General features: G+C 70.8%; 22 protein-coding genes. 8 read left to right on the top strand and 14 right to left on the bottom strand.

Annotated elements, in window-relative coordinates; genetic code table 11:
- Positions 1-2 precede the first annotated feature (2 nt).
- Positions 3-1,097 (bottom strand): Gfo/Idh/MocA family protein, encoded by a 1,095-nt coding sequence (locus C8E83_RS02720; protein WP_121368321.1) that lies wholly within the window; start codon positions 1,095-1,097, stop codon positions 3-5.
- A 144-nt stretch (positions 1,098-1,241) separates the two neighbouring features.
- Between C8E83_RS02720 and C8E83_RS02715 the strand changes: the two genes are divergently transcribed.
- Positions 1,242-1,727, top strand: coding sequence for a heme-degrading domain-containing protein (locus tag C8E83_RS02715; RefSeq protein WP_121368320.1), 486 nt, complete (start codon positions 1,242-1,244; stop codon positions 1,725-1,727).
- 131 nt (positions 1,728-1,858) lie between these two features.
- On the opposite strand, the gene C8E83_RS02710 is transcribed toward C8E83_RS02715, so the two are convergent.
- The 3 genes from C8E83_RS02710 to C8E83_RS02700 form a co-directional block, all read right to left on the bottom strand.
- Complete coding sequence (locus tag C8E83_RS02710; protein ID WP_211331651.1) at positions 1,859-2,986, bottom strand: LacI family DNA-binding transcriptional regulator; 1,128 nt, start codon at positions 2,984-2,986, stop codon at positions 1,859-1,861.
- A 256-nt stretch (positions 2,987-3,242) separates the two neighbouring features.
- Positions 3,243-4,298 (bottom strand): Gfo/Idh/MocA family protein, encoded by a 1,056-nt coding sequence (locus C8E83_RS02705; protein WP_147430057.1) that lies wholly within the window; start codon positions 4,296-4,298, stop codon positions 3,243-3,245.
- Complete coding sequence (locus C8E83_RS02700; RefSeq protein ID WP_121368318.1) at positions 4,280-4,585, bottom strand: Dabb family protein; 306 nt, start codon at positions 4,583-4,585, stop codon at positions 4,280-4,282. The genes C8E83_RS02705 and C8E83_RS02700 overlap by 19 nt, the downstream gene beginning before the upstream one ends.
- 46 nt (positions 4,586-4,631) lie before the next feature.
- Between C8E83_RS02700 and C8E83_RS02695 the strand changes: the two genes are divergently transcribed.
- Positions 4,632-5,582 carry a TolB family protein gene (locus C8E83_RS02695; protein WP_121368317.1) on the top strand — a complete coding sequence of 317 codons (951 nt, stop codon included), beginning with the start codon at positions 4,632-4,634 and terminating at the stop codon, positions 5,580-5,582.
- Positions 5,583-5,713: 131 nt separating this feature from the next.
- On the opposite strand, the gene C8E83_RS02690 is transcribed toward C8E83_RS02695, so the two are convergent.
- The 3 genes from C8E83_RS02690 to C8E83_RS02680 form a co-directional block, all read right to left on the bottom strand.
- On the bottom strand, positions 5,714-6,472 hold the full coding sequence (locus tag C8E83_RS02690; RefSeq protein ID WP_147430056.1) for an alpha/beta hydrolase: 759 nt from the start codon (positions 6,470-6,472) through the stop codon (positions 5,714-5,716).
- Entirely contained in the window at positions 6,469-6,822 is a 354-nt protein-coding gene (locus tag C8E83_RS02685) for a carboxymuconolactone decarboxylase family protein (protein WP_121368315.1), read from the bottom strand. Before C8E83_RS02685 ends, C8E83_RS02690 begins: the two co-directional genes overlap by 4 nt.
- A gap of 108 nt (positions 6,823-6,930) precedes the next feature.
- Complete coding sequence (locus C8E83_RS02680) at positions 6,931-7,389, bottom strand: MarR family winged helix-turn-helix transcriptional regulator (RefSeq protein WP_121368314.1); 459 nt, start codon at positions 7,387-7,389, stop codon at positions 6,931-6,933.
- A gap of 110 nt (positions 7,390-7,499) precedes the next feature.
- On the opposite strand from C8E83_RS02680, the gene C8E83_RS02675 reads away from it, so the two are divergent.
- Complete coding sequence (locus C8E83_RS02675) at positions 7,500-8,108, top strand: NADPH-dependent F420 reductase (protein WP_121368313.1); 609 nt, start codon at positions 7,500-7,502, stop codon at positions 8,106-8,108.
- 216 nt (positions 8,109-8,324) lie between these two features.
- Complete coding sequence (locus C8E83_RS02670) at positions 8,325-9,506, top strand: acyl-CoA dehydrogenase family protein (RefSeq protein ID WP_170159824.1); 1,182 nt, start codon at positions 8,325-8,327, stop codon at positions 9,504-9,506.
- A gap of 74 nt (positions 9,507-9,580) precedes the next feature.
- Here the strand turns inward: C8E83_RS02670 and C8E83_RS02665 are convergent, their stop codons facing one another.
- The 7 genes from C8E83_RS02665 to C8E83_RS02635 all read right to left on the bottom strand — a co-directional run bounded on the left by C8E83_RS02665 (position 9,581) and on the right by C8E83_RS02635 (position 17,047).
- A complete protein-coding gene (locus C8E83_RS02665; protein WP_121368311.1) occupies positions 9,581-9,880 on the bottom strand; it encodes a DUF1905 domain-containing protein in 300 nt (99 codons plus the stop codon).
- Positions 9,877-11,427 carry a carboxylesterase/lipase family protein gene (locus tag C8E83_RS02660; protein WP_121368310.1) on the bottom strand — a complete coding sequence of 517 codons (1,551 nt, stop codon included), beginning with the start codon at positions 11,425-11,427 and terminating at the stop codon, positions 9,877-9,879. The genes C8E83_RS02665 and C8E83_RS02660 overlap by 4 nt, the downstream gene beginning before the upstream one ends.
- Positions 11,424-12,821, bottom strand: a complete 1,398-nt coding sequence (locus C8E83_RS02655) for a family 1 glycosylhydrolase (RefSeq protein ID WP_121368309.1) — start codon at positions 12,819-12,821, stop codon at positions 11,424-11,426. Before C8E83_RS02655 ends, C8E83_RS02660 begins: the two co-directional genes overlap by 4 nt.
- Positions 12,818-13,708: a carbohydrate ABC transporter permease gene (locus C8E83_RS02650; protein ID WP_121368308.1), complete on the bottom strand. Its 891-nt coding sequence runs from the start codon at positions 13,706-13,708 to the stop codon at positions 12,818-12,820. The genes C8E83_RS02655 and C8E83_RS02650 overlap by 4 nt, the downstream gene beginning before the upstream one ends.
- Positions 13,698-14,657, bottom strand: coding sequence for a carbohydrate ABC transporter permease (locus tag C8E83_RS02645; RefSeq protein ID WP_211331650.1), 960 nt, complete (start codon positions 14,655-14,657; stop codon positions 13,698-13,700). The genes C8E83_RS02650 and C8E83_RS02645 overlap by 11 nt, the downstream gene beginning before the upstream one ends.
- Complete coding sequence (locus tag C8E83_RS02640; protein WP_121368307.1) at positions 14,654-15,916, bottom strand: sugar ABC transporter substrate-binding protein; 1,263 nt, start codon at positions 15,914-15,916, stop codon at positions 14,654-14,656. The genes C8E83_RS02645 and C8E83_RS02640 overlap by 4 nt, the downstream gene beginning before the upstream one ends.
- Positions 15,917-15,997: 81 nt before the next feature.
- On the bottom strand, positions 15,998-17,047 hold the full coding sequence (locus tag C8E83_RS02635) for a LacI family DNA-binding transcriptional regulator (protein ID WP_121368306.1): 1,050 nt from the start codon (positions 17,045-17,047) through the stop codon (positions 15,998-16,000).
- A gap of 243 nt (positions 17,048-17,290) precedes the next feature.
- On the opposite strand from C8E83_RS02635, the gene C8E83_RS02630 reads away from it, so the two are divergent.
- The 4 genes from C8E83_RS02630 (at position 17,291) to C8E83_RS02615 (ending at position 21,243) form a co-directional block, all read left to right on the top strand.
- On the top strand, positions 17,291-18,082 hold the full coding sequence (locus tag C8E83_RS02630; RefSeq protein WP_211331649.1) for a GntR family transcriptional regulator: 792 nt from the start codon (positions 17,291-17,293) through the stop codon (positions 18,080-18,082).
- A 169-nt stretch (positions 18,083-18,251) separates the two neighbouring features.
- Positions 18,252-19,562 (top strand): NtaA/DmoA family FMN-dependent monooxygenase, encoded by a 1,311-nt coding sequence (locus C8E83_RS02625; protein ID WP_121368304.1) that lies wholly within the window; start codon positions 18,252-18,254, stop codon positions 19,560-19,562.
- A complete protein-coding gene (locus C8E83_RS02620) occupies positions 19,562-20,434 on the top strand; it encodes an ATP-binding cassette domain-containing protein (RefSeq protein ID WP_121368303.1) in 873 nt (290 codons plus the stop codon). Before C8E83_RS02625 ends, C8E83_RS02620 begins: the two co-directional genes overlap by 1 nt.
- A complete protein-coding gene (locus C8E83_RS02615; RefSeq protein ID WP_121368302.1) occupies positions 20,431-21,243 on the top strand; it encodes an ABC transporter ATP-binding protein in 813 nt (270 codons plus the stop codon). The genes C8E83_RS02620 and C8E83_RS02615 overlap by 4 nt, the downstream gene beginning before the upstream one ends.
- Positions 21,244-21,251 lie beyond the last annotated feature (8 nt).

The following is a 21,251-nucleotide window of genomic DNA, read 5'->3' as shown; positions in this document are numbered from 1 at the left end:
AGCTACCGGGCCTGACCGACCGACGACCACGGCGCGACGCCCGCCGCCGCCTCGAGCTGCTGCCTCGCCGCGTCGATCGTCGCGAGGATCGCCACCGTCTCGTCGAGGGTGTGCAGCGGCGACTCTCCACGGCCCTCGCCGACGTAGCGCGCCAGGGCGGTGGCCTCGTACGACAGCGCCTCGAAGCCGACGAGGCCCTCGGCGTCGACCCAGGTCGCGGTCTCGGCGCCGTGGTCGTTGCTGCCGAGGGTGAGCGTGGTCGGGTTGTAGAAGTAGGGGGCGAACTCGAGGTGGGCGTCTGCTCCTGCGATCACTGCCCGGTTGGGCAGCCTGGTCGTCATCGAGGTGTTGAGCGTCGACCACGCGCCGGACTCCCCCGCAGCGTCAGCCCCGCCGTACCGCAGCACGAGCGCCGCCGACTCGTCCACGCCCGACGCCGCGAGCGCGCCGACCGCCGTGACGCTCGTCGGCGTGCCGAGCACCATCGACGCGAACTGCACCGGGTAGATGGCGAGGTCGAGCAGGGCCCCGCCACCGAGCGCGGGCTGCGACAGCCGGTGCGCAGGAGCAGGCGAGATCGCCTGCCCGTGGTCGGCCATCACCGCGTGCACGTCGCCGAGCGCCCCGTCGGCCAGCAGTGCGCGCGTCACGCTCGCCTGCGGCAGGTACCGCGACCACATCGCCTCCATGAGCAGCACTCCCGCCGCCCGGGCGGCGTCGGCGAGCGTCTGCGCCTCGGCGGCGGTCGACGTGAGCGGCTTCTCGATCATCACGTGCTTGCCCGCGGCGATCGCGACGAGCGCCTGGGGCAGGTGCTCGCTCGGGGGCGAGGCGATGTAGACGACGTCCACCGCACGGTCGGCCGCGAGTTCCTCGACCGAGGCGTAGGCGGCGGCCAGGGAGTGCTCGCGGGCGAAGGCTTCCGCGCGATCCTGCGACCTGGAGGCCACCGCGGTGAAGCGCTGGAAGGTGTGCGCGTGGACGTTGCGGACGAACTCCCCCGCGATCCAGCCCGGAGAGACGAGGCCCCAGCGCAGGGCGGGCTCGCCGCCGCCCGCGCGGAAGACGTCGGCGTCGGGGAAGGTGAGGGTGGGCACGGGGCTCCTTGTCGTTCATCGTGGGGGCGCGTGTCGGTCGTGCGCGTATGTCGGTCGTGGTCGGCGCGTCCTTGTTAGCACGTGCTAAGTTGAGCACGTGCGGCGACTTTAGCACGAGACAAGACACGACGACAGGAGCCTCCCGTGCCCATCCTCGACTCCCCCGACCTGCCCGCCATGCTGGTGACCCTCGACGAGCAGGAGGCGCGGCTCCGGTTCGCGAGCTTCGGTCACGACGACGCCTACACCGTCGGCAGCCGGCTCATCGACCTCGCGCGCTCGCGGGGTCTCACGATCTCGACGTCGATCTGGCTCGGCGAGCAGCGCGTCTTCCAAGCGGCTCTCGCCGGCACCTCGGCCGACAACGACGGGTGGATGGACCGCAAGTGCGCCACCGTGCGTCGGTTCGACGTGTCGTCGCTGCTCATCATGAAGCGGATGGAGGCGTACGGCGTCGACGACCCCGCCCGCGCGCGCATGGTCGATCCGATGGCGTATGCGTTCAACGGCGGCGCCGTGCCGCTGCGGATCGGGCCGACGCAGGTCGGCGTGATGGTGGCGTCGGGCGTGAACGACTTCGTCGAGCACGACCTCGTGGTCGAGGTGCTCGACGAGCACCTCGCGCGCTAGCCGGCTCACATTAGGTTCCCCGGCCGCACGGTCGCCCGCGCGACAAAACGCGACACCTGCGACGCACCCGCACGTCGCAGGTGTCGCGTTTTGTCGCAGGAGGCGGGGCCGGAGGCAGGGGCGGCTACGGGCTATGAGCGGGCGGGGCCCGTGGAGGAACGGACGACGAGGGTGGCGCGCGTCGGCGTCTCGCGGGGCGCGAGCGACGGGTCGCCGAGCCGACGGAGCACGGCCGAGAGGGTGGCGTCGACGGTGAGCTCCACATCCTGCCTCACTGACGTCAGCGAGTTGTACGAGATGCTCGCGACGTCGCTGTCGTCGTAGCCCGTCACCGAGACGTCGCCCGGCACCTCGACGCCGTGCTGCGCCAGCACCGCGCGCACGCCGGCGCCGCACTGGTCGCTCGAGCCGATCACGGCGGTCGGCAGATGATCACGGCGCAGGATCCGACGCGCGGCCTCGGCGCCGTCCTCCTCGCCGAACCCCACCTCGATCACGTCGATGCTGTCGGCTCGCCCGGCGGACGACATCGCACGGCGGTACGTGTCGGCTCGGTCGGGGCCCACTGTCCCGTCGAGGCCACCGGCGTAGGCGATCTCGGTGTGGCCGAGCGCGACGAGGTGCTCGACGAGCAGCCGGAGCCCGGTGTCGTCGTCGGTCCGGACCACGTCGGCCCGCGGATCGCTCGACCGCTCGCCGAGCCACACCACGGGCATGGTCTCGAGCGCGCGGTGGAGCGCCAGCGACTCGGGGTCGGGGTTGTAGCAGCAGAGCGCCTCGACGCGCTGCTCGAGCAGCTCGGAGACGACGACGTCGGTGGTCCGGGTCGCGCTGACCGGTCCGAGCACGACGTGGAACCCCTCCTCCGCGGCGCGCTCCAGCATGCGCTCGACCACGCGCAGCTCGAACACGTTCCGGGTCTGCACCATGAACCCGATCAGGCGGGTGCGCTTCTGCCGCAGGAGCCGGGCAGACGCATTCGGCCTGAAGTCCAGGGCCCTCGCTGACGCCCTCACGGCCTGCGCGGACGCCTCGCTCGGCCCGGGCAGACCCCGCATCACCATCGACACCAGCTGGCGGGAGACCCCCGCGTGGCGGGCGACGTCGCTCATCGTCGGCGGGCGGGAGGCGTCTGCGTGCGCGCTCGCGCCTGCGTCGGGCGGCGCGCCGGCCGGGCTCGTCGCGCCGGCCGGGCTGGCCGGGCTGGCCGCGGCGCGCTGCGCGGCTGCGCTCGTCGCGCTGTCGTCTGCTGGCGTCACGGTCGGATTATCGCATCGGGGTGTGCGCCGCTCGAGGCTCCGCGCCGCGTCGCGCCCGGACTCGGCGGGGTGTTGCGCTGCTTTTTCCCGTCCTCAACTCCGTAGTTGAGGAGGGAAAAAAGCGGCGCACCACCCCGAGCCGGGCCGGGCAAGACTTCGCGCCGAGCCGGGCCGGGCAAGACCTCGCGCCGGGTCGGGCCGGGCAGAGCCGGGCCGCGCGGCACCGGCCGGGGCCCCGCGCCGCGACGCCGCACGCTCATGCAGCGACGACGCTGAGGGCCGCCCGCACCGCGTCGGAGGTGCGCGCGAGCGCGACGGCGTCGTCGAGGGTGTGCCGGGGCGCCTCGACAGCGCCCGCGGCGACGAGGGCCGCGACCCCGGCCGCCTCGTACGCGAGACCCTGGCGGCCGAGGAGCATCGCGGGGTCGGACCACTCGTGGGTGCCGGCTCCTGCGCCCTCGGCCACCGTGACGGCGAACCGAGCCGGGAACACGAAGTTGTCGACGAACCGCAGCGACCCCGCGGTGCCGCTGATCGACGCGCGGCCGTCAGCCGTCGTGCGGAGGCTGGTGGAGGCCGTGGCCAGAGCGCCCGAGGCCCCCGTGAGCGCGGTGACCGCGTCGAGGTCGACCCCGTTCGGCAGGATCCGACCCTTAGCCGAGACGGAGGTCGCCCGCCCGGTCGCGTACTGCGCGAACCAGTAGGCGTAGACACCCATGTCGAGGATCGCTCCTCCGCCGAGGGCCGGGTTCGTCATCCGGGAGTCGGCGCCGAGGTCTTGCCGCCACGCCACCGACGCGTCGGCCAGGACCACGTCGCCGAGCACACGCTCGTCAAGAAGCGCCGAGACGGCGGCGAAGTCGGGGCGGAAGACGGTCCACATCGCCTCCATCGCGAAGACGCAGGCCTCGCGGGCGGCGTCGGCGATCTCCTGCGCCTCGGCCTCGCTCGTGGCCATCGGCTTCTCGATGAGCACCGACTTGCCGCCGGCGATGGCCGCGAGGGCTCCGGCGCGGTGAGCCGTGTGCGGGGTGGCGACGTAGACCACGTCGATGTCGGGCGACATCGCCAGCTGCTCGACGGTCTCGACGACGCGGTCGACGCCGTGGGCTGCCGCGAACCGGGCGCCCTTCTCGGGCGAGCGAGACGCCACCGCGACCGCGCGCTGGTCGGTGTGGGCGTGCATGGCATCGATGAAGTCGCCCGCGATGCCGCCGGCGCCGACGACGCCCCAGCGCAGGGCCGGCATGCCGCGCAGCGGGGTCGGGGCCGCCTGCGGGAAGATGAAGCCGGTCACCGCTCGTCGCCCCACGGCACGAAGTCGAACTCGGTGAACCGCGCCACCTCAGGCACCCACCGCGACTCGACGAACGCGACGTGCGACGGGTGCGCGGAGTACGCGTCGTACGCCGCCTGATCGTCGAAGTCCATCGCGAACTGCCACTCGAGGTCGCTCTGCGTCGACACCTGCAAGGCGATGCGGAAGCCGGACACGCCGGGGATGCCCGCGAGCGTCGCCGCCGCGGTCTCGAGGAACCCGCGTTCGGCCGCGCTGTCGTGCGGGTGGACGAGCGAGAAGCAGACGGTGTGCTGGATCATGCCCCGAAGTTAGCACGTGCTAACGATATGTTGCTACGCTCGACATATGGCAGACGACAATGGCGGTCCGTGGCGGACCCTCTCGGGCGGGCAGCTCTCCCAGGTGTGGACGGCAGGGGTCGACGGCGACGAGCCGACACTCGTGTTCGAGAGCGATCGGATCCTGGTCGAGGCACCGAACTGGTCGCGCGACGGCCGCGCGCTCTACCTCAACGGCAACGGGCGGCTGTGGCGGCTCGACCTCGACGACGACGCCGGTCGCGGCACGCAGACCGAGCGCGACCTCGTCGAGATCCCGCACGAGGGCCTCCCGCCGATCAACAACGACCACGTGCTCTCCCCCGACGGCGAGTCGATTTTCCTCTCGGCTGGCGACCGGCACATCTACCGCGCGTCGCTCAGCGGCGGCCCGGTCACCCGAGTCTCGCCCGACGACGGTCGCTGGCACTTCCTCCACGGCGTCTCGCGCGACGCCACCCGCCTCGCCTACGTCGAGATCACGACGTTCGACGAGCCCGGGCGTCTCGTCGTGGCGCCCGTGCCCGGCGCGAGGTCGACTCAGGGCGCAGGATCCGAGGGCTCGCCCGCACGAATCGACACCGGCCCGGGCCACATCGACGGCCCCGAGTGGAGCGCCGACGACGAGTGGATCTACTTCAACACCGAGCGCTGGGCGACCGAGCCCGGGCACGCGCAGCTCGCCCGCATCCGTGATGGCGACGGCGCCGCGGACGTCGAGCGCCTCGTGACGTCGACGACCGTCGACTGGTTCCCGCACCCGTCGCCGTCGGGCGAGTGGGCGACGTACATCTCGTTCCCGGCCGGAACGCTTGGCCACCCCGCCGACCTCGACGTCGTCGTGCACCTCGTGCGGACGAGTGACTGGTCGACTCCCGTGGCCTCGTTCCCGCTGCTCGGCGGACAGGGAACGATCAACGTCAACAGCTGGGCGCCCGACAGCTCTCGTTTCGCGTTTGTCGGCTACCCCGTGGGCTGACCGCTGCTCCTGCGCCCCGCCCGGCGCACCCCGCCCGGCGCTCCCCGCCGCTAGGAACCTCCGTGCGGCCGATGAACCTCCGCGCGCGATGGTTTCTTGGCCGCTCGGGGGTTCATTGCGGCGCTCAGTCGCTACGTCGCGCGGACACCGGTCGACGCGAAGCCGTCGACGAGCACGGGCCGCCCGGCGCGCTGCCGCTCGAGGAACAGCACGATCGCGGCGGCGACGGTCCGCCGCGCCTCACCGGTCAGCACCCGGTGATCGCCGCCCGGCACGAGCCGCAACGACCCGAACGGCAGGAGCGACGCCCACGACACGGCATCGGCCACCCGCGTGACGTCGTCCGCGTCGCCGTGGAAGACGAGCACCGGCACCCGCACCTCCGCGGGCTGCGGCAGGCGGAAGCCGGCGGGGATGCGCGCCACCGACACGGTCGCGGGCACGGCTTCGGCGCCGTCGAGCGCCGGGTCGGCGCCCCCGCCCGCACGGTCGACGCCGCCGAGCGCCTCGAAGTCGGCCACGGGCACAGTCGACGCCCGCGAGAGCCGGGTCACGAGCCCTCCGATCACGATGGCGTCGATCGGTCGCCGCTCCGCGACGAGGAGCGTGAGCGCCAGGACGGCGCCGAAGTCCGACCCCACCACGGTCACGGGCGCGGCGATACTCACCTCGGCGAGGGCCGCCCGCACGCCGCCGAGGCCCGAGTCGGGGTCGACCGACACGTCGCCGAAGACCGTCACCGCGAATCCTGCGAGCACCAGGAGGTCCGTGAGCAGCGCGAAGTCGTCAGAGCTCTCGTCGAGGCCGCCCACGACGAGCACCGTTCCTCGTGGTTCGCCGGCCGGCCGCCTGGCGACGTCGGGCAGGGCTCCTGCCGTGAATCCGCTCACCCGTGCGCGTGGGGCTCGGACGCCCCCGACAGCTTGAACGCGAGACGCCCGTGGGCGTACCCGCCGCCCGCCCGGATCGCGGTCGCGACCCACGCGGCCTCCGCGAGCTCGCCCTCGGTGGCGCCGGCCTTCACGGCGTTCTGGCTGTGCGCGTCGATGCAGTAGACGCACTGCGTCGTGATGCCCACGGCGAGCGCGATGAGCTCGCGGTACTTCAGCGGGATCTCACGCCCTTCCGCCTGGAACACGGCGGCGTCGAACTCCGAGAACTTCTGCAGGATGTCGGGCGTCTGCGCCTTGTACACCCTGGTGTAGGTCTTGTCGGCGTCGCGGTCGAAGTAGTCGCTCATGCGCTCATGCTGACACCGGGCGGGTCTCTGCTGCTCCTGCGCCCGTCATGTCGCGACCGACAGCGTCACACGGCGTCACGAGAGGCGCCGGGAGCGGAGCGCCGGACGTCAGCGGAGCGAGGCGGAGACCCTCCCGAGTGCCGAGCGGATCGTCGCGAGCTCGTCGGCCGACACGAGATCGAGGAACTTTGCCCGTACCAGAGCCACGTGCCCCGGGAACACCGCCTCGATCAACGCCAGCCCCTCAGGCGTCAGCGCCGCCACCACCCCGCGGCTGTCGGCCGACGACGAGGAGCGCGAGACGAGCCCGGCCTTTTCGAGCTGAGTCACCTGGTACGTGAGACCGCTGCGGGAGACGACGAGGGTGTCGGCGAGGTCGCTCATGCGGAGCCCCGGGCTCTCGGGCGCTGCGCCCGAGGCCTCGAACAGCGTCGCCAGGATCGAGAACTGCAGCGGGGTCAGCCCGTGCTCGGCCAGCTGCGTCGACACGGCCCGCTGCAGGAGGTCGCCGGCGGCGACGAGCGCGAAGTAGGCGCCGAGTTCGTCGGGGTTGAGGGCGTCGGCCATGGGGTCTCCCAATAAAAAACGGGCGAAACACTTTGATTCAAATTCGAACTAGTGCTAGCGTCGACGTTGTTCAAATTCGAACGACTAAACCCTAGCAGGAGGAGAACCCCATGCGCATCGCAGTCCTCGGAACCGGCCACATGGCCACCACCCTCGCCGGCGGATTCCTCGCCGCCGGCCACGATGTCGTCTTCGGCTCGCGCGACCCGTCGTCGCACGGCGACCTCGCTTCCCCGGTCGCCTCGACCGCCGACGCGATCCGCGACGCCGACCTCGTCGTCAACGCCCTCCAGGCCGCCTTCACGCTCGACGTGCTGCCCGGCCTCGCGAGCGAGCTCGCCGGCAAGACGCTCCTCGACCTCGGCAACGCGGTCACGCCCGCGTTCGAGCTGATGCACCCCGACGAGAGTCTCGGCGAGCTCCTGCAGAAGGCGCTGCCCGACACCAAGGTCGTGAAGTCGCTCAACACGCTCCCGGGCACGATCGCCGTCGCGCCGGGGTCGCTCGCCGAGCCCACCAGCGTCTTCCTCTCGGGCGACGACCAGGATGCGAAGGCCCTCGTCTCGTCGCTCCTCGTCGACCTCGGTTGGCCCGCGGAGGCGCAGATCGACCTCGGCGGCATCGCGACGGCGAAGGCGGCGGAGCACTACTTCCTGCTGTTCGCGGCGATGATGCAGCAGTTCCGCGGCGGCGACTTCAACATCCGTGTCGTGCGCTGAGCCCCTGCCTTCCCCCATCCCATCCCCGCCCCGTCCGCCCCGCTCCGCCCCGCTCCGCCCCGCCCCAGCGACAAAACGCGACACCTGCGACGCCCCACGACGTCGCAGGTGTCGCGTTTTGTCGCGGAGGGCGGGCCGAGCGAGCGGCGCCGGGCGAAGCGCAACGGGGCGTCACGCGCACACGGCGACACCGCGAGCCGCAGGAGAATGGGAGCCGTGACCTCCGGCCCCGCACTCGACGACCCGGTTGGCGACGACGCCCGGGCCGACGGGGACTCCGACGTGTCCTCGGCATCGGCCGACGCCGTCGACCGGGCCGCCGAGCAACCCCTCGTGGCGGCCGTCGCCGACTTCGCCCGCGACGAGCTCGCCCCGCGCCGCATCGAGACGGATCGCAGCGGCGTGACCGCCGAGACGATCGACCGCCTCCGCGACCTCGGCGCCCTCAACCACCTCGCGCGCCCCGAGCACGGCGGCGCCGGACTCGGGCCGGCCGAAGACCGCCGCATCAACGAAGACCTCGCCGCGGCGTGCCTGTCGACCTGGCTGGTCTGGTGCCAGCACGCGCCTCTCCCCGGGCAGCTCGAGACGTGGCTCGGCGGCGCAGAGCCGGGGCACGAGGTGACCCGCGGGCTCCTGCACGGCGAGATCTTCGCCGGAGCAGCCCTCAGCGACGTGCGGCACTACCCCGAGCGGTACGTTCGGGCGACGCGCGTCACCGACGCGACGGACGCAGCGGGCGACGGCCCCGGCTGGCGCTTCGACGGCACGGTCTCGTGGGTCACCGGCTGGGGTCTCAACACGGTGCTGCTCACCGCCGGCGTCGACCCGACGAGCGAGACGGTGGTACTCGCGCTCCTGCCCGTCTCGCCGGCGATGCACGCGACGCCACTCGACCTCGCGGCCCTCGGAGGCAGCCTCACCGCCCGCGTCGAGCTGCGCGGCGCCACGGTGCCCGACGCCCTCGTCGTCGACACGATCCCGCTGGCCGAGTGGCGCACGAGCGACGAGCAGAGCTCCCCCGACGCCAAGCCCCAGCTCTTCGGACTCGCCAGGTCGATCGTCGAGAGCCTCACCCGGTCGCAGGAGCAGCGGGCACGCGACCTCGCCGAGCCCTTCTCCGCCCGGATCGCCGCCCTGCGGAGGCGCGCCTACGCCCTCGCCGACTCGCCCGACCGCCGTGATCGTGTGCCCGAGCGCCTCGCCGTCCGGGCCGAAGTCGGCGAGCTGGTCACGTCGGCGGCGAGGGCTCTGGTGGTGGCGCGCTCGGGCCGGGGGTTCGCGCGGGACGACGACGCGCAGTACTTCCTGCGCTCGGCCCACTTCCTCCTCGTCCAGGCGCAGACGTCCGCCGTCCGCGACGCGCAGCTCGCCGCGCTCGCCGCGCGCCTGCGCTGAGCGCGCCCTCCCGAAAACGACTCCGCAGACGCGAAACACGTGCGCGGAGTCGTTTTCGGGAGGCGTGGCGCCGGCTAGAAGTCGACGAGCGTCACCGACGCCCGCACGGTGTCGCCCACGCCGACGCCCTCGGCCTCGCGCACGGCCTTCTTGATCGGCAGCACGTACGACGCCTTCTCCCTGTCGGGGAAGATCGAGGTGCGGAAGCGGGTCGCTCCGACCGACGCGTCGACGCGCACCGAGCCCCAGCCGTTCGTCATGTCCTCGACGATCGCCACGATCTGGTCGCTGGCGTCGTCGGGAAGGGCGACGAAGGTCCAGAGCTCCTTGCGGGCCGCCCAGCGGTAGACCTCACCGGAGAACTCGAACCTCATGCGCGGACTCCCCGGCGCGCGGCCGACTCTCCGGGCAGGCCGCGCGGTCGGCGCCATAGACGACGCTCGTCGGCCCGGTCGTCCACCGTGACGCCGTCGGCTCCGGCGGCACCGTCACCGGGCCCCGCGAACCGCCTGCTCGCGCGCTCCGACGCCGTGTACCGCGGCCACCCCGGGTCGCCGGTGGTCGCGAAGGCCACCCACGCGTCGTGGACGGCAGTCGCCAGCTCCTGCGGTGCATCGTCGCCCACGAGCTCGGCGGCACCCGGCTCGGCCAGCGTGTCGAACACGAACGGCAGCTCGAGGGCGTGGCACGCGCCGAGCCGACCGTCGTAGGCGGGGGCCTGCCAGGCGAACTCGTACACGTGAGCGAGACCGTGCGCCAGCGCGAGACGAAGAGCAGGCACCCGGTAGTACCCGTCGGTCAGGATCGCCGCCGCGACCAGCCCCGGAGCGACGCCGGGCCGATTCCGCGCGTACCGACGGACGACGCCGGGGCCGCGGGCGCCGAAGGTCCAGGCGAACAGGCGGCCGGCGAGCCCGGAGAGCCGGCGGTCGGCGCCGGTCGGCACGAAGAACAGCCGCGCCTCGTCGGCGTTCGTGCCGACCATGAGCGAGACGTCGCGCGAGGCTCCTGCGGCGATGACGTCTTCCGGCAGGCCGGGCAGCACGTCGCCGTCGACCACGGGCTCGAAGATCATGAGGTTGCGGCCGACGTCGCGCCCGTACTTCCGGGTGGGGCGGCGCGCCACCTCGGCGGCCAGCTGAGACGACGCGGCCACGAGGGCGGCGGGCGGCACCGTCCGGAAGCCCTCGAGGGTCGCATCGACTCCCAGAATCGAGGCCAACCGCCCGGCGACGCGCTGCGCCGATGCCGGGGCGATCGCGCTGACGCCGGCGCCCGACTCGAGGATCGCCCGCGAGAACAGTCCCGCGGCCCGAGGCATGGCCATGAGGGCTCCGACGCTCATGGCGCCGGCCGATTCGCCGAAGACGGTGACGCGCACCGGGTCGCCGCCGAACGCCGCGATCTCGTCGCGCACCCACTCGAGCGCGGCGACCTGGTCGAGCAGGCCGAGGTTGGGCGTGCCGGTACCGGTCCACAGGAAGCCCTCGGCGCCGAGACGGTAGTTGATCGTGACGAGCACGACGCCGTCGCGGGCGAACGAGCCCCCGTCGTAGAGGGGCACCGATCCTGAGCCCGTCACGAACGATCCGCCGTGCACGAAGACCATGACCGGCGCGCTGCCGTCGACGTCGGGCGTCCACACGTTCACGAGCAGGTGGTCGTCGCCCGGCGAGATCCGATTGGGCAGGAGCTCGGCGACCTCCCCCTCGCCCGCGGGCTGCGGCGCCGTCGCCCCGTGCTCGGTGCAGTCGCGCACGTCGCTCCACGGGGCGGGCGGGGCCGGTGGCTCGAACCGCAGAGTGCCGACCGGCGGCGCTGCGTACGGCACGCCGAGGAACGCCGTCACCCCGGCGTCGCGAGCCACGCCCTTCACCGATCCCGACGAGGTCTCGACGACGGTCGTGGCCCGAGTGCTCATCCCGCCACGCTACTCCGCGGGGCCATCGGCGCCGAGGCACCGGCGGCACGCGCGAACTCGGCCGCCGCGGCCGTCGGCACCCGCCGGAGGTCGCCGTCCGGGCCCTCCTCCAGGCGGACGATGCCCATGCGGCGAAGGTACGGCTCCTTCGGAACCGTGCCGTCGGGGCCGACGGCCTGCCGCGCGGCGACGACCGACGCGGGGATCTCGAACTCCTCGACGTTGCGCCCGCCCGACGCGTACGACCAGTCGACGAAGTCGAACAGCGGCCACCAGGTGTAGCCGCGGATGTCGAGCCCTTCGGCGGCCAGTTCCGCGACCTCGCGGGCCGAGTCGCGCACCCACGCCGCACGCAGGTCGTCGTCGCCCTCGATGCTCGTCTCGGTGACGATCATCGGCAGCCCGTACTTTGCGCCGAACGCCGTGAGGCTCTCGCGGAGGCCGTCAGCCCAGTCGTTGGTGGCGATCTGGGCGACGCGGGGTCCGTCCTGCACGAGGGTGCGGGGCGAGAGGTCGGGGTAGTAGTTGACGCCGAGGACGTCGATGACGGGGGCGAGTGCGGCGAGCTCCTGCGCCCTGGCCTGGAGCGCTGCGAGCCGACTCGGGTCGGCTCCCTGCGACAGCAGCCACGCCCACGACGGGTGCGTCGCGTCGACGAGGCCGAGCACGAGGTCGGTCGGGAGGGTGCCGAGCTCGGTGAGGAGGCGGGCGTGGTCGTCGAGGTCGGCGTGGCCGGCCCGGAAGATCGACGACGCCTCGACCTGCACGACGACGACCTCGGGGTTCGCGCGCCGCACGGCGTCGACGGTGGCGACGACGCCGTCGGCGATGCCGAGCACGACCGAGACCCAGCCTGCCCAGCCGGTGAGCGCCGGCGGCCAGACGCCTCGGAGCCCCGCGAAGGACGCCGTGGTGATCGGCTCGTTGCACGGCGTCAGGTGGTCGACGACGCCGCGGTAGCGGGCCGCGAAGGCCCCGGCGAACGAGGCGATCGCGTCGGCGTAGCCGGGGTCGGCGAACGACCCGTCCAGCCAGGTCGGCGTGCCGTAGTGGACCAGGTCGGCGATCACGGTGAGCCCGATCTCGTGCGCGTAGGCGAGACGCTCGTCGAGCCGCGACCAGTCGAACTCCCCCGGCGCCGTGTGCACGAGGGGCCAGTCGACGCCGTAGCGCAGCGCCGTCGCCCCCAGCGAGCGCGCCAGGTCGAGGTCGTCGCGCCAGTGCTCGTCGTGGCCGGTGAGCGCGTGCTCGTCGAGCGGGCTCATGTCGAACCGCGACGGCGGGTACACGCAGGTGTCCTCGATGCCCAGGATCCAGGTGAGTGCGCCCGCACGGAACGCCTCGCTCCCGGCGATGTCCGAACGCCTCCCGCCCCCGACGGGTGTGGCGCTCACTTGAGGCCCGTCTGCGCGACGCCGGCGACGAAGTACTTCTGGGCGAAGAAGAACGCGACGGCGATCGGCACGAGCGAGATCACGGCGCCGGCCAGCAGGATCGCGTGGTCGGTCACGTGGTTCCCGCCGAAGAGGGTGAGCCCGGCCGGCAGCGTCTGCATGGTGTTCGACGTCGACACGACGAGCGGCCAGAGCAGGTCGTTCCAGAGGTTCATGCCGTTGAGCACCGCAACTGTGGCGATCGCCGGCTTCGCGAGCGGCAGGATCACCTGCCAGTAGATGCGCCAGTGCGAGGCGCCATCGAGGCGGGCGGCCTCGTCGAGCTCCGGCGGAATGTCGATGAAGAACTGCCTGAAGAGGAAGATGCCGAAGGCGCTCGTCGCGCGCGGGATGATGAGGCCCTGGTACGTGTTCAGCCAGCCGAAGTGGAACAGCTCGATGAAGACGGGGATCAGCGTCACCTGGAACGGCACCATCAGCGACGCGAGCACCAGGATGAAGGCGATGTTGCGGCCCTTGAACCGCAGGCGCGCGAGGGCGTAGGCGCACATCGAGTCGAACAGGATCGTGAGCGCGGTCGTCACGCCGGCGAAGACGAACGAGTTGACCAGGAGCCGGAGGAACGGCAGCTGCTGCCAGACGCCGATGTAGCCGTGGAGCGTGATGCTCGTCGGGAAGAGACTCGCCGGGTTCTTGAACAGGTCGGCCTCGGAGCGGAACGAGCCGGAGACCATCCAGATGAACGGCACGAGGGCCAGCACGAGGCCGATGCCGAGGTAGATCCACTTGGCGGTGGAGCGGGCGCTGTCGCCGCCGCTGGGGGTGCGGCGCCCTGCGGGCGCCTTCGGCTGCACCGCGGCGGGGGCGCGGGTCACGTCAGTCGACATCGTTGTACCGGAACAATCTGAGTTGGAGGAGCGAGATGATCATGATGATCGCGAACAGCACCCACGAGATCGCGGACGCGTACCCGGTCTGGAAGTTCACGAAGCCGTCGCGGTAGAGCAGGTTCACCAGCGAGTCGGTGGCGTAGAGGGGCCCGCCGCCGGTCATGACGTAGACGAGGTCGAAGACCTGGAACGACTGGATCGTCAGGATCAGACTGGTGAACAGGAGCGTGGGGCGGATCGACGGCAGCGTGATCGACCAGATGGTCTGCCAGCGGCCGGCGCCGTCGAGGTTCGACGCCTCGTAGCGTTCCTGCGGGACGCCCTTGAGCCCGGCGATGAAGAGGATCATGGCGAACCCGGTGCTCTTCCACACGCCGACGAAGATGACGGTCGGCAGGGCCAGGTGCACGGAGGTGAGCCAGGCGACGCTCGGCAGCCCGAGGGTCGCGGCGAGACCGTCGACGAGACCGATCGACGGGTCGAGAAGGAACTTCCAGACCATGCCGATGGTGACGAGGGAGACGATCGTCGGGAAGAAGAAGACCGAGCGGACGATCCGGTTGGCGAGAGACTCGCCCTGCAGCAGCAGAGCGGTGATGAAGCCGAGGACCAGCAGCAGGACCACGGACACCACGGTGTACTCGAGCGTGACCCGGAGCGCGTTCCAGAACTGCGAGTCGTGGAAGAGCTTGATGTAGTTGCCGAAGCCCACGAACGGCTGGGTGGACGCGCCGACGGTCCAGTCGAAGAAGCTGTAGTACAGCGAGCGGACGATCGGGAAGAGCACGAAGACGCCGAGGATGATCGCCGACGGGGCCATGAACAGCCACGGCGCGATGCGGGGGCGCCTGCGCCGACGACGGGCGGGGCTCTCGGCGGAAGCGGGGGGCACCGCCCCGCCGCGCGTGACGCGCGACGGGGCCGTGCCGGTGATCTCACTGGTCACTGCGAGCAGCCCGTCAGACCGTTGATGGTCGACTGCGCCGCCTTGGTGGCCGTGGCGATCGACGTGCCGCGGGTGATCTGACCGATGAGGGTGGTCTCGCCGTCGGTGTCGACCTTGGTCGCGTTCGGCACCTTGGGCAGGTACAGCCGGGCGTCCGCCTCCTGCGAGGAGAAGGTCGAGATCGTGGGGTCGGCCTTGATCTGCGGGTCGTCGTTGAGGTCGGTGCGCACCGACGGGAACCCGGTCGTCAGCGAGAACTTCTTCTGGACCGCCTTCGACGTGTAGTACGCGAGGAACTCCTGCGCCTGCTTCGGGTACTTCGTCTTCGCGCTGATCGCGAGCGGAGCCGTCGAACCGAGCGTGACCGACTTGCCGTCGACGCCGGTGGGGATCGTCGCGATGCCGAGGTCGATGCCGGCCGACTTGTAGCCGGGCGCGGCCCAGGGGCCGTTGATCTCCATCGCGGCCTTGCCCGCCGAGAAGAGCGAGTCGGCCTGGGCGCCAGTCTGGCCGACCGGGCTCACCTTGTCCTTCGCGACGAGGTTGGCCCACGTCTCGAGGCTCTTCTGGCCGGCCGCGGTCTGCACTACCGAGCAGTTGTTCGAGTTGACGATGTCGCCGCCCTCGAGCCACTGCAGCACGGGCCACATCTGGATCGTCGCGTTGTCGGCGAGCGAGATGCCGTAGACGCCGCCCTTCGTCAGCTTCTGCGCGTCGGTCGCCATCTCGGCCACGGTCGTCGGCGGGTTCGTGATGCCGGCGGCCGCGAAGAGCTTCTTGTTGTAGTAGAGGCTCAGCGTCGTGTAGTTCGCCGGCACCGCGTAGAGCTTGCCGTTGTACGTATACTCGTCGATCGTCGACTTGATGAGGTCGGAGGTGTTGATCTTCGAGTCGCCCGACCCTGTGTTCGTGATGGGCAGCAGCGAGTTCGTCTTCACGTAGTCGGCGATCGCATTGGGGTCGCTCGACGGGGCGGCGATGTCGGGGCCCGAGCCGGTCAGCCACGCCGAGGGCAGCTTCTGGGTGATGGTGTCCCACGACTCGACGGTGAGCTTCACCTGGACATCCTTGTGCGAGGCGTTGAAGTCCTTCACGATCTGGGCGTAGCCGGGGCGGTCGCCGCCGGTGAAGCCGGTCCAGAGCTGAAGGGTGACGGGGCCCGACGACGTCGACCCTGACGACGACGAGCAACCGGAGAGAGCCAGTGCGACGGACATCGCACCGACGACGGCCAGGGCGGCCGTGCGGGATTTCTTCATTGCGAAACGCTCCTTCACGTTTTCTGCGGTGATGTGATGCGGGGGAATTCGGGTGATGCGAGTGCGGTCGCGGAACCGCCTTCAGCCGTCGGCGCACCCGCACGATGCGCGGGCGATGAATTCGACGGGAAGCTCGAGGTGCGATGGCGCGGCCAGGTCGGCGGTGCCGTCGATCAGGCCGAAGAGGCGCTCGGTGGCGATGCGGGCCATCTCCTCGGCCGGGATCCGCATGGTCGTGATGCCGGGGGTCGTGACGCGGGCGAGACCGAAGTCGTCGAATCCGACGACGCTCACATCGGTCGGCACGGCGACCCCCTTCGAGCGCAGGATCCTCATGCCGCCGAGGGCCATGTCGTCGTTGGCGAACACGACGCCGTCGTACGGGAAGACACCCGGGGTACCGGCCTCGGCCGACGACAGCGCCAGCTCGACGGCGAGCGCGCCCGACTGCTCGCTGAGGTCGCCCTCGATGATGTCGCCCCTGGCTCCTGCGGCCTGGACGGCGTCGAGGAAGCCCTGCCGGCGGTCGACGCCGGTCTGGTGGTCGAGGGTGCCGGTCACATGGAGGAGGTTGCGGCGCCCGTGGACCTCGACAAGGTGCTCGGTGATGCGACGGGTCGCGGTGACGTCGTCGATGCCCACGCTCACCGCGTCGTCGAGGTACGGGAAGTTGCCGATGAGGACGACGGGAAGGCCGGAGGCGACGAGGCGCTGGATGTTGTCGTCGTCGATCGCGGCGCTGGTGACGATGGCCCCGTCGGCCGAGCGGGAGCGCATGACGCGCTCGTACGCGGCGACACCCTGCGCCTCGTCGGCGTTGGTCGAGACGAGCACCTGAGTGTCGTGCGCGTTCGCCGACTCGGAGACACCGGTGAGCACGTGCATGAAGTACATGTGGCCGAACACGTGTTGCGACGAGTTCGGCACGATGAGGGCGACGGCTCCGGCGCGCTGGTTGCGCAGGGCCCGGCCGGCCGAGCTCGGGACGTAGCCCAGCTCGCGCGCCGCCTCTTTCACGGCCTCGCGGGTCGTGTCGCTGATGCGGTCGCTGCCGGAGAGCGCCATGGACGCGGCGGCCGCGGTGACGCCGACTCGCTTCGCGACGTCTTTGAGCGTGACGCTCTTGACCATGGCCCGCCTCCTCGAGGGTGTGGGCACCGGGTCGGCGGATCAGGGGCCGACCCGATGCTTACACGTTTAAACACGTGCTTGATCGATTAAATTAGCCCAGCTCAATCGATAAAGCAAGACGGTTTGCGCACGGGTCGCTTAATCGCGCCGTAACGCGACATGGCCCGCGGAGGAAACACTCGTCGATTACACCGGTAACCGAGAGAACTGAATCCGTGCACCGCCAACTCACTGGAGCCCCGCGTGTCGACAGCATCCGCAGCACCCACCACGTTCCCCAGCCCGCGCCACCAGCCGGCGAACCACACGAGACGGGCCTACGAGATGGTCCGCTCTCTCATCCGCTCGGGCATGCTCGTCTCCGACGACCAGCTGGTCGAGGACGAGCTCATCAAGATGTTCGGCCTCTCGCGGGCCAACATCCGGCAGGCCCTCGTGCAACTCGCCGACGAGGGACTGGTGATCCGGCAGAGGCGCCTCGGCACCCGGGTCAGCCACCCCTGCTACCAGATCCCCCTCGACGACATCCTGCCGAAGGACGCCCCTCCCGGGTTCATGGTGCGCACCCTTGACGACCGCCTCGTGCGCTCGATGCCGTCGATCCGCATGGCGCTGGGCGTCTCGACCGACATGGTCGGGATGATCGAGCACGTCTTCGAGCACACCACCCTCGACGGCTCCGAGCCGGTCGGCCTCCGCACGGCCTACTACCGGCCGGAGCACAAGCAGCCCGTCTCGTGGGCGACCTGCCCGAGCCTCGCGGTCGGCTTCGAGCGGGCCTTCGGCAAGGCGCTCGGGCTCGTGGAGACCATCGTCGACGCGGTGGCGTCGGATGAGGCGACGGCTCGGATCCTGCGCATCGCACCCGGCTCGACCGTGCTCATGCGCGAGCAGAAGCTGTACGACGTCGACGGCGACGTGCAGGAGTACACGTTCTCTCACTACCGGGCCGACATCGTGTCGTTCCCGATCACTCACGTGCACACGCCGGCGCCGTCGACATCGCCGATCCGGACCGCGACGACCGCCGTCTGAATCGCGCGCAAGACACCGCTTCCGCGGCGTTAGAACCCTCCGAGGCCCGGGAATCCACGCCCCCTGGGCGCGCAATAGAAAAGTAAAGGGATCGAAAACGTGGGCGTCAGAGCCCCCGACAGACTCGTTCGACATCACCCCTCAACGGTCTTTCGGAAGGTCTCGCCGCATGTTTCACCTCGGATGGTTCTTGGGCAACGGATTCGGAATCCAGCCGTGGCACGGCACGTACGCCGGCACGAGCATGACCGACTGGACGAAGCCCGACCTCTACCGCGACCTCACCTCGTCCCTCGAGCGCGGAGGGTTCGACTTCGTCTTCATCGAGGACACCGCCATGATCGAGGACACCTACCAGGGCACCGCCGAGCACGCCCTGTCGAAGGGCCAGATGGCCCCGAAGAACGACCCGATGCCGCTCGTGCCGCTCATGGTGCAGGGCTCGAAGCACATCGGCGTCATCTCGACGATCTCGACGACCCAGTACCCGCCGTACCTCGCCGCCCGCCAGGGCGTCACCATCGACCACCTCACCGAGGGCCGGTTCGGCATGAACATCGTGACGAGCGTGACGCACCGCGTCGGCCAGAACTTCGGCTACGACAAGCTGCCGCCGCACGACGAGCGCTACGCCCGCGCCGAGGAGTGGCTGGACGTCGTCTCGAAGCTCTGGAACTCGTGGGAGGACGACGCGCTGGTCCACGACCAGGAGAACGTGGTCTACGCCGACCACACCAAGGTCCACACCATCGACCACGTGGGCGAGCACTTCTCGGTCCGCGGCCCGCTCAACACGATCCCCGGCCCGCAGCGTCGCCCGGTGATCGCGCAGGCCGGCAACTCGGTGCCCGGTCGCGAGATCGCCGCCCGCAACGCCGACACCATGCTCGCGATGGGCCACAACCCCGAGCAGATGAAGGCGTTCCGTGACGACATGCGCGCTCGCGCCGCGGCCCACGGCCGCAACCCCGACGACCTCAAGGTGATGTTCCTGGTCACGCCGATGCTCGGCGAGACCGACGAGCACGCCCAGGAGCGCGAGCGGGCCCGTGTCGAGCGCGCGTCGACGCCCGAGGCGATCGCCGAGGTGCTCTGGAACATGTCGTACATCTCGGGCGGAGAGGTCGACTTCTCGAAGTTCGACCTCGACGCGAAGATGCCCGACATCGTCGGCAACGGCGAGCAGTCGTCGATGCGCCAGTACGTGACCGGCAACGAGGACAAGACGCTGCGGGAGGTGGCCACCGGCATCCGCCAGATCGGCGACCTGGGCCTCATCGGCTCCCCCGACACCGTCGCCGAGAAGATGGGAGAGATCATGGACTACGTGGGAGGCGACGGCTTCCTCTTCTACCCGGAGATGACCCGCCGCACGATCTCGGAGTACGCCGACGGCCTGTGCCCGGCCCTCCGCAAGCGCGGCCTCATCCGCTCGTCGTACGAGGGCGAGACCCTCCGCGAGAACCTGCTGGCGTTCTGATGTCGTCCGCGACGATCGAGGCGCCCGTCCGCACGTCGACCAGCCCGATGCTGCAGCTGACGAACCTGTCGGTCTCGTACGACGGCAAGCCTGCCGTGCAGAACGTCACCTTCAGCATCTCCTCCGGCGAGCGCTACGCGATCATCGGCGAGTCGGGCTCGGGCAAGACCACGGTGTGCATGGCGATCTCCGGGTTCCTGCCGCGCAACGCGACGATCTCGTCCGAGGAGCGCTCGTTCCAGGGCGTCCCGATCGGCGCGACGAAGCAGAAGACCCTGATCGCCCCGCGGGTGCCGGGCGTGGTGACGATCTTCCAGGACGCCATGTCGTCGCTCGACCCGGTCTCGACCATCGGCAAGCAGTTCACGGCCGTGCTGAACGGGGTGCGGAAGACGAGCGCGAAGGAGGCGATCGAGAGGTCCGAGGGCATCCTGCGGTCCGTCGGCCTCCACGACGTCGACAGGATCTGGAAGTCGAGCGCCGCGAGGCTCTCCGGCGGCATGAGGCAGCGCGTCATGATCGCCCTGGCCCTCGCCGCCGAGCCGCAGCTCGTGATCGCCGACGAGCCGACGAGCGCCCTCGACGCCTCGCTGGCCCGCGAGACCATGGAGGTCCTCTCCGAGCTCACCGCCACCACGGGTGCTGCGCTTCTCATCGTCTCGCACGACATCGCGCTCTGCGCCCGCTACGTCGACCACCTCGTCGTGATGAGGAACGGCCGCGTCGTGGAGTCGATGACACCGCAGGAGCTCGCGGCACAGGCCCCCGGCTCCTCGTACGGCCGCGGGCTCCTCGACTCGATCCCCACCCTCTCCAACTGGGACGTCGAGCGCCTCCGCACCATCGACGCGAACCAGGAGTTCACGGCATGAGCCAGACGACGCTCGCCCCCGAGGGGACGGCCACCCGCGAGCCGAGCGGGATCCTGGCGTTCGAGAACGTCACCCGCGTGTTCCGCACGGGCCTCGAGTCGCACACCGCCCTCGACGACGTGTCGCTGACGCTGCAGGAGTCCCAGCGCATCGGGATCATCGGCGAGTCCGGATCCGGCAAGTCGACGCTCGTGCGCATGGCTCTCGGCCTCGATCGCCCGACGTCGGGCCGCGTGCTCTACCAAGGGCGCGACATCCACTCGTTCTCGCAGGCCGAGTGGCTGGCCTACCGTCGCGCGATCCAGTGGATCGGCCAGGACACCGGCGGCGCGTTCAACCCGCGATGGACGATCCGGAAGTCGATGATGCGCGTCAACACGACCCTCTGCGGCCTCACCGCGAAGGACGCGAAGGACCGCATGGAGTCGCTCACGGTGCAGATGGGCCTCGATGCGGCGCTCCTCGACCGCAAGCCCGCGGCCCTCTCGGGCGGCCAGCGGCAGCGCTTCGCGATCGTGCGCGCGGTCATACCCGAGCCGAAGGTGCTGCTGGCCGACGAGGCCGTCTCCGCTCTCGACGTCTCCGTGCAGGGCACGGTGCTCAACCTGCTCAAGGAGTACTGCGACACCGCCGACTGCGCGCTCATGTTCGTCTCGCACGGACTGCCGACGACGGCGTTCATGACCCACGACGTCGTCGTGATGAAGAACGGCGTTGTCGTCGAGCACGGGCCCACCCGCCGCGTGCTCGAAGAGCCCGAGCACGACTACACGCGTCAGCTCGTCGACGCCTACACCTACGACGCATGAGGAGAGCT

Origin of the sequence: Frondihabitans australicus, assembly GCF_003634555.1 — a bacterium.
In the GTDB taxonomy this organism is placed as follows: domain Bacteria; phylum Actinomycetota; class Actinomycetes; order Actinomycetales; family Microbacteriaceae; genus Frondihabitans; species Frondihabitans australicus.
This window is presented reverse-complemented; position numbering and strand designations above follow the sequence as displayed.

What these genes read in the sequence shown, in the direction of transcription:
- C8E83_RS02700 (WP_121368318.1), bottom strand. Translation starts at nt 4,585, where the DNA reads ATGATCCAGCACACCGTCTGCTTCTCGCTCGTCCACCCGCACGACAGC.
- C8E83_RS02695 (WP_121368317.1), top strand. Translation starts at nt 4,632, where the DNA reads ATGGCAGACGACAATGGCGGTCCGTGGCGGACCCTCTCGGGCGGGCAG.
- C8E83_RS02685 (WP_121368315.1), bottom strand. Translation starts at nt 6,822, where the DNA reads ATGAGCGACTACTTCGACCGCGACGCCGACAAGACCTACACCAGGGTG.
- C8E83_RS02680 (WP_121368314.1), bottom strand. Translation starts at nt 7,389, where the DNA reads ATGGCCGACGCCCTCAACCCCGACGAACTCGGCGCCTACTTCGCGCTC.
- C8E83_RS02675 (WP_121368313.1), top strand. Translation starts at nt 7,500, where the DNA reads ATGCGCATCGCAGTCCTCGGAACCGGCCACATGGCCACCACCCTCGCC.
- C8E83_RS02665 (WP_121368311.1), bottom strand. Translation starts at nt 9,880, where the DNA reads ATGAGGTTCGAGTTCTCCGGTGAGGTCTACCGCTGGGCGGCCCGCAAG.
- C8E83_RS02660 (WP_121368310.1), bottom strand. Translation starts at nt 11,427, where the DNA reads ATGAGCACTCGGGCCACGACCGTCGTCGAGACCTCGTCGGGATCGGTG.
- C8E83_RS02650 (WP_121368308.1), bottom strand. Translation starts at nt 13,708, where the DNA reads ATGTCGACTGACGTGACCCGCGCCCCCGCCGCGGTGCAGCCGAAGGCG.
- C8E83_RS02640 (WP_121368307.1), bottom strand. Translation starts at nt 15,916, where the DNA reads ATGAAGAAATCCCGCACGGCCGCCCTGGCCGTCGTCGGTGCGATGTCC.
- C8E83_RS02635 (WP_121368306.1), bottom strand. Translation starts at nt 17,047, where the DNA reads ATGGTCAAGAGCGTCACGCTCAAAGACGTCGCGAAGCGAGTCGGCGTC.
- C8E83_RS02625 (WP_121368304.1), top strand. Translation starts at nt 18,252, where the DNA reads ATGTTTCACCTCGGATGGTTCTTGGGCAACGGATTCGGAATCCAGCCG.
- C8E83_RS02620 (WP_121368303.1), top strand. Translation starts at nt 19,562, where the DNA reads ATGTCGTCCGCGACGATCGAGGCGCCCGTCCGCACGTCGACCAGCCCG.
- C8E83_RS02615 (WP_121368302.1), top strand. Translation starts at nt 20,431, where the DNA reads ATGAGCCAGACGACGCTCGCCCCCGAGGGGACGGCCACCCGCGAGCCG.